This is a genomic window from Gordonia rhizosphera NBRC 16068, from assembly GCF_000298195.1.
GTDB lineage: Bacteria > Actinomycetota > Actinomycetes > Mycobacteriales > Mycobacteriaceae > Gordonia > Gordonia rhizosphera.
On sequence record NZ_BAHC01000223.1, the window covers coordinates 1 to 12,565 of the forward strand.

Annotated in this window: 10 protein-coding genes and 2 tRNA genes; 8 read left to right on the plus strand and 4 right to left on the minus strand. The window is 66.7% G+C overall.

The features are described 5' to 3' along the window. Positions 1 to 8: 8 nt before the first annotated feature. The 4 genes from GORHZ_RS26680 to GORHZ_RS26695 form a co-directional block, all read right to left on the minus strand. A complete protein-coding gene (locus tag GORHZ_RS26680) occupies positions 9 to 719 on the minus strand; it encodes a L,D-transpeptidase (protein ID WP_006338721.1) in 711 nt (236 codons plus the stop codon). 111 nt (positions 720 to 830) lie between these two features. After that, positions 831 to 2,012: a lipase family protein gene (locus tag GORHZ_RS26685; RefSeq protein ID WP_083877452.1), complete on the minus strand. Its 1,182-nt coding sequence runs from the start codon at positions 2,010 to 2,012 to the stop codon at positions 831 to 833. 321 nt (positions 2,013 to 2,333) lie between these two features. Then, complete coding sequence (locus tag GORHZ_RS26690; protein ID WP_006338723.1) at positions 2,334 to 2,519, minus strand: hypothetical protein; 186 nt, start codon at positions 2,517 to 2,519, stop codon at positions 2,334 to 2,336. Between the two features lie 69 nt (positions 2,520 to 2,588). After that, a tRNA-Gly gene (locus GORHZ_RS26695) sits at positions 2,589 to 2,659 on the minus strand. A 223-nt stretch (positions 2,660 to 2,882) separates the two neighbouring features. Between GORHZ_RS26695 and GORHZ_RS26700 the strand changes: the two genes are divergently transcribed. From GORHZ_RS26700 to folC, 8 genes are all read left to right on the plus strand, one after another. Next, a tRNA-Pro gene (locus GORHZ_RS26700) sits at positions 2,883 to 2,956 on the plus strand. Between the two features lie 52 nt (positions 2,957 to 3,008). Then, entirely contained in the window at positions 3,009 to 4,457 is a 1,449-nt protein-coding gene (gene tig / locus GORHZ_RS26705; protein WP_157205372.1) for a trigger factor, read from the plus strand. Between the two features lie 234 nt (positions 4,458 to 4,691). Further along, on the plus strand, positions 4,692 to 5,306 hold the full coding sequence (locus tag GORHZ_RS26710; RefSeq protein ID WP_006338725.1) for an ATP-dependent Clp protease proteolytic subunit: 615 nt from the start codon (positions 4,692 to 4,694) through the stop codon (positions 5,304 to 5,306). Between the two features lie 13 nt (positions 5,307 to 5,319). Then, a complete protein-coding gene (locus GORHZ_RS26715) occupies positions 5,320 to 6,024 on the plus strand; it encodes an ATP-dependent Clp protease proteolytic subunit (protein WP_006338727.1) in 705 nt (234 codons plus the stop codon). Between the two features lie 324 nt (positions 6,025 to 6,348). Continuing rightward, on the plus strand, positions 6,349 to 7,629 hold the full coding sequence (gene clpX / locus GORHZ_RS26720; RefSeq protein ID WP_006338728.1) for an ATP-dependent Clp protease ATP-binding subunit ClpX: 1,281 nt from the start codon (positions 6,349 to 6,351) through the stop codon (positions 7,627 to 7,629). A gap of 99 nt (positions 7,630 to 7,728) precedes the next feature. Further along, positions 7,729 to 8,337 carry a molybdenum cofactor guanylyltransferase gene (locus tag GORHZ_RS26725; protein ID WP_040533699.1) on the plus strand — a complete coding sequence of 203 codons (609 nt, stop codon included), beginning with the start codon at positions 7,729 to 7,731 and terminating at the stop codon, positions 8,335 to 8,337. A 26-nt stretch (positions 8,338 to 8,363) separates the two neighbouring features. Then, positions 8,364 to 11,009, plus strand: coding sequence for a valine--tRNA ligase (locus tag GORHZ_RS26730; protein WP_006338730.1), 2,646 nt, complete (start codon positions 8,364 to 8,366; stop codon positions 11,007 to 11,009). 80 nt (positions 11,010 to 11,089) lie between these two features. Beyond that, a partial coding sequence (gene folC / locus GORHZ_RS26735) for a bifunctional tetrahydrofolate synthase/dihydrofolate synthase (protein ID WP_040533706.1) occupies positions 11,090 to 12,565 on the plus strand: 1,476 nt, incomplete at its 3' end.

Sequence of the window (12,565 nt, forward strand, 5' to 3'; positions counted from 1 at the left end):
GCGTCGGGTCAGCTACCGGGGATGTAGTTCGGACCCACAGTGCCGCGCACCACGATCGGGGTGTTACGCGGGATGGTGTCGAAAACCCACTTGCCGTTGGCGGTGCTCACGTTGATGCACCCGTGGCTGACGTTGCTGTTGCCCTGCTGCGCAACCGACCACGGTGCGGCGTGGATGAAGATTCCGTCCCAGGACATACGCGTCGCGTACTCGACGTAGGTGCGGTACCCCTCCGCGGAGTCGACCGGGACACCGTACGTGGACGAGTCCATGTACATGTCGCGGTAGCTCTCCTTGGTGTAGTACACGCCGTTCGGAGTCGGATGGGCGTTCGAGCCCATCGAGATCGGCATGGACTTGACTTCCTGGCCGTTGTGCCACCAGTAGATCTGGTGCTTGGAATCCACGGCCAGCGCGATCCAGCCGGTCGACGTCGACACGTTCGGGATGGCCGGGAAGCCCGAATTGGACTTGGTCTCCGGCTTCGGCTTGGGTGCGGGCTTCTGCTCCGGTGTGGGCGCGGGTGAACTCTTGGGAGGCTGTGGGGCCTCGGTGCCGGGGATCGGGACATCGAAGGTGATGCCCGGGAGCACGGTAACCGGCGTGGCGCCGGCGGTCAGCGGCAGCGCGACCAACACACCGACCGTACCGATCACGGCGGCGAGCGAACGTCGTGTCAGGCCGCGGCGGCCGCGGCGAGAAGGCTTCATAGTCAGCACTGGTTTGGGACCTTTGCAGTTTGAGTTACTGAATCACACTCCCCAGAGTGCACAACCATCGTTACACAACCGTTGCCTTTCGGCCAAAGTAGACCAACGAAGCCGTGGCGCTCAGCAGTTGCTGGGCACCGGCAGCCCGTTGAACCGATCGCTCAGGTACTGCAGGGCCTGCGGGGCGCCGATGACCGCGGCCGACATGTGGTCGGGGGACGGCGTCAGCTGGCGCTGGACCCGGACCCCGGCCCGGCAGTACCGACCGATCGTGCGGTCGATCGACGACACCGGGATCAGTGTGTCGGTCGGGCTGTGCCATTCGAAGATCGGTGCCCGCGGGATGCCGGGATACAGCGACAAGCTGTTCTCCTCGACGACCTTGCGGGCTGACTCGTCGTCGAAGATCCCGATACCGCCGGTGGTCACCTGTTCGGCGTCGTGGCCCGCGCCGAGGCGCAGGATGTCGAAGGTGCAGGCGTTGCGCATGCCCCGGTACAGCTGCCATCCCAACGGCGACAGGTGCTCGAGCATGGGAATCCGGGCCGGATACTCCCGCGACAGGCCGATCGCCGCCGCGAACGCGAGACCGAACGCGGGATGCGGGCGGTCGTACCCGAGACCCTCGGCCATCTTCACCAGATTCATCGGGACGCCGCCATAAGCGGCACCTACGATCCGCAACTCCGGAGCGTATGTCGGGGCCAGGGCTGCCGCCCAGGCGGTCGCCATACCGCCACCGGAGTAACCGGTCAGACCCACCGGACTCTTGGCGACCCGCGCTGGGGCGAAGTGCTGTACCGCGCGGATGCCGTCGAGGGTGATCTGACCGCCGAGCTTGGCGGCGCCGTAGGCACTGCGCGGCCCGAGATGATCGGGGATCGCGACGGTCCAGCCTTGGCGGAGAACGACATTGAGGGCCGGTGCCTCGCGGATCACGATGTTGGGGTCCTGTGTCCAAAGCGCTTGGGACGGAGCACATTCCAAGCCGTTGGCGTTGATGACGTGCTGGAAGGACAACAGTGGGCCGTTGAGCTTCTTACGGTCGGGGACCAGCAGGGTGGTCACCGCTGCGATGGGACGGCCCTGACTGTCGGTCGAGCGGAACTTCACCTGGTAGGTGCGGATATCGAAGAAACCCGCGGGATTGGCGCGGCCGCGAACCGCGAGGATGTCACCCGCCTTGAAAGCGGCGATGTTCCTCGGTGCGTCGTAAAAGCGGTCGGGCAGCGGAGTCGGCAGCGCGACGGTGTCGGCGCTCGCGGTTCCGCCACCCACGACGACGCCGGTGATCATCGACATCGCGGTGAGCACGGCCAGCACGACGCGCGACAGGACCGAGCGGATGCGTGACGACACGGTTCGGCCGATAGTCGGCCGGGTGCTGTGGACGCATGCAGCAGCGCGCACTGGATTCCCCCCCAGGGTTCGGCGATGTCGAGGGCAGCCGTCAGGAGACGTGCTGTCGACGATGACGCAGACCCCCGCGTCCGTGTCCTTCGTTCGTACAACATCAGCAAGGATGCGCGGAAAGGTCAAATGGGCAGATCAGTGGGTGTGGACGACGGCTCAAACCGCGTGCGCCGGGTTCGCGGGGGCGCATGCGTGAGACCGCGTCGGGGTTCAGGCCGGCTGGGGATGTTCGGTGCGCAGGTGGCGGGCCGGCTCGGGGCACGCCTCGTCGCGGCACACGAGCATCACGTCTACGCGACCGGGACCGGAGTCCGACTGCGTCACGTCCTTGCGGATATAGAGGTGCGCCCCGCAGGAGGGGCACTTGCGCTGGCTCTTGCTGTGACTGGACGACATGGCCCCAGCCTACGCCCTGAAGTGGCGTGGATCACAGAGTTGGCCGCATGATGGAACCGTCGGCTGTAGAGCGGGTGACGGGAATCGAACCCGCGTAGCTAGTTTGGAAGACTAGGGCTCTACCATTGAGCTACACCCGCGTGCCGCAAGGCCATGGGATCGCCACCGGCTTCGCGTGCGCCCAAGACTGTACCCGGTGGTGTGCGCGATCCTGAAATCGCCTGGCGAGCCAGGTGGTCCGAGTCGGGAGGACGCGTGTCGCGGGAGTACCCGTTTAGGAGGTCGGCGAGCGGGCACGTACTATCTTCTGTTGGCCCTGCTCGTGTTCTGCCGGTCTCCGGTTGCATCGTCATGTGGGCCGACCGGGATGTGGCGCAGCTTGGTAGCGCATCCGCTTTGGGAGCGGAGGGTCGCAGGTTCAAATCCTGTCATCCCGACTCAACGACAGACTTGTCATATACGCAGAGAATGCAGACGTTAGGAGCAGGCGTGAAGAGCACCGTCGAGCAGTTGAGCCCGACCCGGGTGAAGCTCAATGTCGAGGTCCCGTTCGAGGAGCTCTCAGGTGAGTTCGACCGGACCTTCAAGACCTTGGCCCAGCAGATCCGGATTCCCGGTTTCCGTCCGGGCAAGGCGCCGGCGAAGCTGATCGAGGCCCGCGTGGGTCGCGACTCGATCCTCGCCCAGGTCGTCAACGACGCGTTGCCGTCGAAGTACTCGCAGGCCGTCGCCGAGACCGAGACCAAGGCCATCGGCCAGCCGGAGATCGACCTCGCCGAACTCGTCTACGGCGATCCGATCACCTTCACCGCCGAGGTCGACGTCCGCCCGGAGATCGAGCTTCCGGATTACGCGACGCTTGCCGTCGAGGTGGATGCCATCGAGGTCGACGAGGACGCGGTCGCCGAACAGCTCGAGGGACTGCGCGCGCGGTTCGGCACGCTCAAGGGCATCGAGCGCGGTGCGCAGAACGGTGACTTCGTCTCGATCGACCTCGCCGCCACGGTCGGCGGGGAGGCCGTCGAGGAGGCCTCCACCGAGGGGCTGTCGCACGAGGTGGGTTCCGGTGAACTCGTCGACGGCCTCGACGATGCGCTGATCGGGATGACGACCGGCGAGTCCAAGGTCTTCACCACCAAGCTGGTCGCCGGTGACCACGCCGGCGAGGACGCCGACGTCACGGTCACCGTGAACTCGGTCAAGGAACGCGAACTGCCCGAGGTCGACGACGAGTTCGCCCAGATGGCCAGCGAGTTCGACACCGTCGACGAGCTGCGCGAGAGCCTGCGCGAGCGGGTCGGACAGTCCAAGAAGCTCGAGCAGGCCAACGCCATCCGCGACAAGGTGCTCGAGGCGCTGCTGGCCGCGGTCGAGATCCCGCTGCCGGAGAAGGTCGTGGCCGAAGAGGTCGAGGGCCAGCAGCACCAGATCGTGCACGCGCTCGGCCACGACGACGAGCAGGTCGCCAAGTTCCTCGAGGCGCAGGGCAAGACCCGCGAGGAGTGGGACGCCGAGGCCCGTGAGGAGGCCGAGAAGTCGGTCAAGACCCAGCTGCTGCTCGACGCGATCGCCGAACAGCAGGACACCGAGGTGAGCCAGGACGAGCTGACCCAGCAGATCCTCTTCCAGGCGCAGCGCTACGGGATGCAGCCGCAGGAGTTCATCTCCCAGCTCACCCAGGCCAACCAGGTCGGTGCGGTCTACGCGGACGTCCGTCGGGGTAAGGCCCTCGCGGCGATCGTCGCCGACGTCACCGTGACCGACAGCGCGGGTGCGGCCGTGGACACCGAGGAGTTCTTCGGTAAGCAGGACGCCGACGACACCGCCGACGACGACACCGCCGACGACGACACCGCCGACGACGACACCGCCGACGACGACACCGCCGACGACGACACCGCCGCCGCCGACGACGCGGCCACGGACGACGAGAACTGATCGCTCGCCGAACGAGGTGTGAACAGCCGGAGCCGGGCGCTGCCCGACGCCGGCTGTTCTGCTCTCAGCGAAGAGAGGTGTCATCGGGACTGTCGACCCGATCGCATTGGTTAGTGTCGGTGAGGACCTCGGGATGATCCTCGGCGACGATGGATCATCAACCGAACAGCTGGACCCGGAAAACGGGTGACGCGGCACGGCCGCACGTCACCACGACAGGCAAAGGTAGGAACAGTGAGTGAGCCGACCATCCACACACCAACGCTGAGTTCGGGAGTGGCCGGGCTGAACCTGACCGACTCGGTCTTCGAGCGGCTGCTGCGTGAGCGGATCATCTTCCTCGGAACCCAGGTCGACGACGAGATCGCCAACCGGCTGTGTGCGCAGATCCTGCTGCTTGCCGCAGAGGACCCGACACGCGACATCAACCTCTACATCAACTCACCCGGCGGCTCCGTCACCGCGGGCATGGCGATCTTCGACACCATGCAGCTCGCCGAATGCGATGTGGCCACCTACGCCATGGGTATGGCGGCCTCGATGGGGCAGTTCCTGCTCGCCGCCGGTACCCCGGGCAAGCGGCACGCCCTCCCACACGCGCGCATCATGATGCACCAGCCGTCGGCGGGCATCGGCGGCACCGCGGCCGACATCGCCATCCAGGCCGAGCAGTTCGCCGCGACCAAGAAGGAGATGAACCGTCTCAACGCGGAGTTCAGCGGCCAACCCCTGGAGAAGATCGAGGCGGATTCCGATCGTGACAAGTGGTTCACCGCGCAGCAGGCCAAGGAGTACGGTCTCGTCGATCATGTCGTCACCCGTGCCACGGCCGTCGCGCCTTCGGCCTGATAAGGAGCAGAACATGACCAACCTTGCATCGCTGCAGTCCCTGCCCGCCGAGGTGGCCGCCGGGATTCCCGCGTCGGCGCTGGCCCTCAAGAGCATCGAGGCGCGCTACATCCTGCCGCAGTTCATCGAGCACACCCCGAACGGCCAGCGTCAGTACGATCCGTACGCGAAGCTGTTCGAGGAGCGCATCGTCTTCGTCGGCACGCCGATCGACCAGACGGTGGCCAACGACGTGATGGCCCAGTTGCTGGTGCTGGAGTCCCAGGACCCCGACCGCGACATCACCATGTACATCAACTCTCCCGGCGGCAGCGTGCCGGACATGCTCGCCATCTACGACACGATGCAATACGTCCACTGTGACATCGTCACCGTCTGCCTCGGTGAGGCGGCGTCGGCGGCGGCGATCCTGCTGGCCGGCGGAACCCCCGGCAAGCGCGCCGCGCTGCCGAACGCGACGATCCTGATCCACCAGCCCCGCACCGGCGGCGCCTACCAGGGTCAGGTGTCGGATCTGGAGATCCAGGCCGCCGAGATCGAGCGCGTCCGCAATCGTCTCGACGAGATCCTGGCCCGGCACACCGGCCAGGAGCCGGCGAAGATCCGCAAGGACACCGACCGCGACAACATCCTGACGGCCGAGGCGGCCAAGGAATACGGCATCGTCGACGAGGTCTTCGAATACCGCAAGAAGTCGCTGAAGAAGAGCCACGCCTGACCTGTGCGGCACGCGCATCGGCCGACACGCCGGGCCGATGTGCGTGCCGCAGCACACCTGAAGCGAGCATCCTTGACGTCTGCGACCTCGTTTCGCTGAGCGACGCGGACGCGCAGGACGTGTGCACGAGACACACCCAGACAAACAAACAGTGGACAACGGCCGAAATTCGAGGCGTGACATTTGCGCTTATCGGTCGAAGTTCGAGCGACGCACGGGTACCGTCGATTACTGGTGGCCCGAGTGTCGATCGGTGGCCCATGCCCGGATGCTCGCGGACATGCCGGCACATCCGGAGAGCAACGAGGAAGGTACGTACACGAGATGGCACGAATCGGAGACGGTGGCGATCTGCTGAAGTGCTCTTTCTGTGGAAAGAGTCAGAAGCAGGTCAAGAAGCTGATCGCCGGACCCGGCGTGTACATCTGTGACGAGTGCATCGACCTGTGCAACGAGATCATCGAAGAGGAACTCGCCGAGAACGGTGACGTGAAACTCGACGAGCTGCCCAAGCCCGTCGAGATCCGTGAGTTCCTCGAGAACTACGTCATCGGCCAGGACAACGCCAAGCGCACCCTCGCGGTCGCGGTCTACAACCACTACAAGCGCATCCAGGCCGGCGAGAAGAAGGACGCCCGCAGCGGTGAGACCGTCGAACTCGCGAAATCCAACATCCTGATGCTCGGCCCGACCGGCTGCGGCAAGACCTACCTCGCGCAGACGCTCGCGAAGATGCTCAACGTGCCGTTCGCGATCGCCGACGCCACCGCGCTCACCGAGGCCGGCTACGTCGGCGAGGATGTCGAGAACATTCTCCTCAAGCTCATCCAGGCCGCCGACTACGACGTCAAGCGGGCCGAGACAGGCATCATCTACATCGACGAGGTCGACAAGATCGCCCGCAAGAGCGAGAACCCGTCGATCACCCGCGACGTCTCCGGCGAGGGTGTCCAGCAGGCGCTGCTGAAGATCCTCGAGGGCACGCAGGCCTCGGTGCCGCCGCAGGGGGGCCGCAAGCATCCGCACCAGGAGTTCATCCAGATCGACACGACCAACGTGTTGTTCATCGTCGCGGGCGCATTCGCCGGGCTGGAGAAGATCGTCTCGGAGCGAATCGGCAAGCGCGGCATCGGTTTCGGCAACGAGGTCACCAGCCGCGACGAGGTGGACACCACCGACCACTTCGCCGAGGTCATGCCCGAGGACCTCATCAAGTTCGGTCTCATCCCGGAGTTCATCGGCCGGCTGCCGGTCGTGGCGTCGGTGACGAACCTGGACAAGGAATCGCTCGTCAGTATCCTGTCGCAGCCGAAGAACGCGCTGGTGAAGCAGTACACCAAGCTGTTCGAGATGGACAACGTCGAACTCGAGTTCACCCATGACGCGCTGGAGGCTGTCGCCGACCAGGCCATCCATCGCGGCACCGGTGCCCGTGGCCTGCGCGCGATCATGGAGGAAGTCCTCCTGCCGGTGATGTATGACATCCCCAGTCGCGACGACGTCGAGAAGGTCGTCGTGACGGGCGAGACCGTCAGCGACAACGTGCTCCCGACGATCGTCCCGCGCAAGGAGAACCGCGACGAGCGGCGCGACAAGAGCGCCTGACCGCACGCACGACCCGACAACCCATAGAACTCCCGGAAACACCCGAAAATCTTCGGTGTTTCCGGGAGTTCTGCGTATGCGGCGGGTGAGACTGTAGCGATGACGCAACAGGATGCAGAACAGCAGTTGGCGGGGATCGTGCTCGCGGGTGGACGGTCCCGGCGGATGGGCCGCGACAAGGCGGGGATCGACTGGGAGGGTGAGCCGATGCTGGCTCGGGTGGTACGCGTCGTCGGCGAACGTTGCCGGCCGGTCCTGGTCGTCGCGAGCGAGGACTCCGCTGCCTACCGGGCACTGCACGGCACCGGCGGCCCGGAGGCGCAATGGGTCACCGACGAGGAGCCGGGCACCGGCCCGCTCGGCGGGCTCGCCGTCGGGCTGGCGCAGGCGGCCGCAGCGGGCGCACGGTGGGCGTTCGTATGCGCCACCGACATGCCGCTGATCTCCGCGGAACTCATCGACGAATTGCGCCGCGGCGTGACCTCGTCGGTGCAGGCGGTCATCGCGCACGACATGGGGCGCGACCATCCCATGGCCGCGCTCTACCGCACCGACGCGTCCGAGGTGATCGCGGGCCTGGCCGCACAGGGTGAACGACGGATGCTCGGCGCACTCGACGCGCTGACCACTCATCGCGTCGCGGTCAGCAACCCCGACTGGCTGACCAACGTCAACGCACCGGAGGACCTGCACCGGCTCCACGTCTGAGGATGGGCGTTCCCTAAGATTGTGGGGTGACCAAAGCCGACCCCACCCGTGAGCTACCGAAGTCCTGGGATCCCGCCGAGCATGAGGCCCGGCTCTATCAGGGCTGGGTCGACGCCGGGTACTTCACCGCCGACGCGACGAGCGAGCGCCCGGCGTTCTCCATCGTGATCCCGCCGCCCAACGTCAACGGCTCGCTGCACATGGGGCACGCCTACGAGCACGTCCTGATGGACGCGCTGTCGCGTCGTCGCCGTATGCAGGGCTACGAGGTGCTGTGGCTGCCGGGTATGGACCACGCCGCCATCGCCATGCAGACGATGGTCGAGCGCAAACTCGCGACCGAGGGCCTGACCCGCGACGACCTCGGCCGCGACGGGTTCATCGACCGCGTCTGGGCGGAGAAGGCCGAGATCGGTGGCAACATCGGCGAGCAGATGCGCCGCCTCGGCGATGGCGTGGACTGGTCCCGCGAACGCTTCACCATGGACGAGGGCCTGTCGCGGGCCGTGCACACCGTGTTCAAGCAGATGTACGACGACGGGCTGATCTACCGCGCGGAACGGCTCGTCAACTGGTCCCCGGTACTCAAGACCGCGATCAGCGACATCGAGGTCAGCTACGCCGACGTCGAGGGCGAACTGGTGAGCTTCCGCTACGGCAGCCTCGACGACGCCGAGCCGCACATCGTGGTGGCCACCACCCGGGTGGAGACGATGCTCGGTGACACCGCGATCGCCGTGCACCCCGACGACGAGCGCTATGCCCACCTGATCGGCACCGAACTCGACCACCCGTTCGTCGACCGGAAGATCCCGGTCATCGCCGACGACTACGTCGACCCCGAATTCGGCAGCGGCGCAGTGAAGATCACCCCCGCCCACGACCCCAACGACTTCGCGATCGGGCAGCGGCACGATCTGCCGATGCCCACGATCATGGACGCCGAGGCCCGCATCGCCGGCACCGGAACGGTCTTCGACGGCATGGACCGCTTCGAGGCCCGGGTCAAGGTCCGCGAGGCGCTGGCCGACGAGGGACGCATCGTCAAGGAGGTCCGGCCGTACCTGCACAGCGTCGGACATTCCGAACGCACCGGGGAGCCGATCGAGCCGCGCCTGTCGATGCAGTGGTGGGTCAAGGTGGAGTCGCTGGCGAAGGCCGCCGGCGACGCGGTCCGCGACGGTGACACCGTCATCCATCCGACGTCGATGGAATCCCGCTGGTTCGGCTGGGTCGACAATATGTACGACTGGTGCATCTCGCGGCAGCTGTGGTGGGGCCATCGCATCCCCATCTGGTACGGCCCCGACGGCGAGGTCGTCTGCCTCGGACCCGACGAGCAGGCGCCCGAGGGTTACGTCCAGGAAACCGACGTCCTCGACACCTGGTTCTCCTCGGGTCTGTGGCCGTTCTCCACCCTCGGCTGGCCCGAGAAGACTCCCGACCTCGAGAAGTTCTATCCCACCTCGGTCCTGGTCACCGGCTACGACATCCTGTTCTTCTGGGTGGCCCGGATGATGATGTTCGGCACGTACGTCGGGGCACAGCTCGGCGAGGGCAGGACGGTGCCGTTCCACAACCTGTTCCTGCACGGACTGGTGCGTGACGAGCACGGGCGCAAGATGTCGAAGTCGAAGGGCAACGGCATCGATCCGCTCGACTGGGTGGAGCGTTTCGGCGCCGACGCCCTGCGGTTCACCTTGGCCCGTGGCGCCAACCCCGGCAGCGACATCTCCGTCGGCGAGGACCATGCACAGTCGTCGCGCAACTTCGCCACCAAACTTTTCAACGCCACCAAGTTCGCGATGATGAACGGCGCGGTGATCGGGGACCTGCCCGACCGTTCCGAGCTGACCGTCGCCGACCGCTGGATTCTCGACCGGCTCGACGCGGTGTTCGCGGAGGTCGACGCGGGGTTCGAGGCCTACGAATTCTCCAAGGCATGTGAGGCCCTCTATCACTTCGCGTGGGACGAGGTGTGTGACTGGTACCTGGAACTCGCCAAGGTGCAGTTCGCCGAGAACGACGACGCGCGCTCCCGGTCGACGGCTCTGGTGCTGGGCAACGTGCTCGACCCGCTGCTGCGTCTGTTGCACCCGGTGATGCCGTTCGTGACCGAGGCGTTGTGGACCTCGCTGACCGGCGGGGAGTCGCTGGTGGTGACGCAGTGGCCGTATGTCGACGCGACCCCCGCCGACGGTGCCGCCGCACAGCACATCGACGACCTGCAGCGCCTGATCACCGAGGTGCGCCGGTTCCGCAGCGACCAGGGGCTCCGACCGGGTCAGCGCGTCGCGGCCGAGGTCGACGGACTCGACGCCGCCGAGCTCGCCCAGTCGCGTCCTTACCTCGACTCGTTGGCGCGGCTGGAAAGTGCGGGAGACGATTTCGCGGCCACCGCCACCATCGACGTGCGCCTGTCCGCAGCGACGGTCACCGTGCGCATCGACACGTCGGGCACGGTCGACGTCGAGGCGGAACGCAAACGGCTCGCCAAGGATCTGGCGGCCGCGGAGAAGGAATTGGCGTCGACAACCGCGAAACTCGGCAACGACCAGTTCCTCGCCAAGGCACCAGACCACGTCGTCGCGAAGATCCGGGATCGGCAGCGGGTTGCGACCGAAGAGGTCGAACGGCTCGGCGCCACCCTCGCCACCCTGGGTGGGTCGTGAGCCGAGACGACCGCGACCTCGGGTCGGGCAGTGACGCCGACGAGGATCTCGACGACCTCGATCGTGATCACCTCGGAGCCGTGGATGCCGCGCCGACCAACCACCTCGGTGCGCTGCTCGCCGACGACGAGGACAGCGCCGCCGAGGACGCCGGCCTGGCCGGGCACGAAGCCTCCGAAGCCGCTGACGACGCGGCCGTCCTCGCCGAACTCGCCGAGGTCGAGGCCGAACTCGATGCGCGCTGGCCGGAGACGAAGATCGAGCCGTCCCTGACGCGGATCGCCACATTGATGGATCTGCTCGGTTCCCCGCAGCACAGCTATCCGGCCATCCACATCGCCGGCACCAACGGCAAGACGTCGGTGACCCGGATGATCGACGCCCTGCTCATCGCGCTGCATCGTCGGACCGGCCGGATCACCAGCCCCCACCTGCAGCGGGTGACCGAACGCATCGCCGTCGACGGGCGCCCGATCGGTGCCCGGACCTATGTCGACACCTACCGCGAACTCGAGCCGTTCATCACCATGGTCGACGACTCGTCGACGGCCGCGGGTGGACCGCGGATGAGCAAGTTCGAGGTGCTCGTCGCGATGTCCTACGCGGTGTTCGCCGAGGCCCCCGTCGACGTGGCGGTGGTGGAGACCGGAATGGGTGGGCGCTGGGACGCCACCAACGTCATCGATGCCACGGTCGCCGTCATCACGCCGGTCGCCATGGACCACGCCGACTACCTCGGCGACACCCTGGCCGCCATCGCGTCGGAGAAGGCCGGGATCATCAAGAAGGGCGGGTCCGACGAACTCGTCCCGGTCGACCCGGTGACGATCATCGCCGATCAGGAGCCCGAGGTGATGGACGTCCTGCTGCGGCAGACCGTCGAGTCCGGCACGATCGTGGCGCGGCAGAACTCCGAGTTCGCGGTGCTCGACTCGGTCACCGCGGTCGGCGGTCAGATGCTGAGGTTGCAGGGACTCGGCGGTGTCTACGACGAGATCTATCTCCCGCTGCACGGCGCCCATCAGGCGTCCAACGCCGTCCTGGCGCTAGCCGCGGTCGAGGCCTTCTTCGGGGCCGGCGCCGATCGGCAACTCGACATCGACGCGATCCGGTCCGGTTTCGCGTCGGTGACGAGTCCGGGACGCCTCGAGCGGGTGCGCAGCGCGCCGACGGTGTTCGTCGACGCCGCCCACAACCCGCACGGTGCGGCCGCCCTGGCCCAGGCGCTCACCGAGGAGTTCGACTTCCGGCGCCTCGTCGGGGTGATCGGGGTGCTGGGGGACAAGGACGCCGAAGGGGTTCTCGAGGCACTCGAGCCGGTGCTCGACATGATCGTGCTGACCAACAACGGTTCGCCGCGGGCTCTCGACACCGACACCCTCGCCGAGATCGCCCGACCGATCTACGGGGAGGACCGTGTCGTGGTGACGCCCTTCCTGCCCGATGCCGTGGAAACGGCGATCGGGCTCGCCGAGGAGTCCGACGGGGAGCCAGTCGCGGGGGCGGGAGTGGTGATCACCGGATCGGTGGTCACCGCCGGTGCGGGACGGACCCTC

Bases quoted from the DNA above. Each gene is read 5' to 3' on its own strand.
- GORHZ_RS26685 (WP_083877452.1), bottom strand. From the start codon at position 2,012: ATGTCGATGATCACCGGCGTCGTCGTGGGTGGCGGAACCGCGAGCGCC.
- GORHZ_RS26690 (WP_006338723.1), bottom strand. From the start codon at position 2,519: ATGTCGTCCAGTCACAGCAAGAGCCAGCGCAAGTGCCCCTCCTGCGGG.
- GORHZ_RS26715 (WP_006338727.1), top strand. From the start codon at position 5,320: ATGACCAACCTTGCATCGCTGCAGTCCCTGCCCGCCGAGGTGGCCGCC.
- clpX (WP_006338728.1), top strand. From the start codon at position 6,349: ATGGCACGAATCGGAGACGGTGGCGATCTGCTGAAGTGCTCTTTCTGT.
- GORHZ_RS26725 (WP_040533699.1), top strand. From the start codon at position 7,729: ATGACGCAACAGGATGCAGAACAGCAGTTGGCGGGGATCGTGCTCGCG.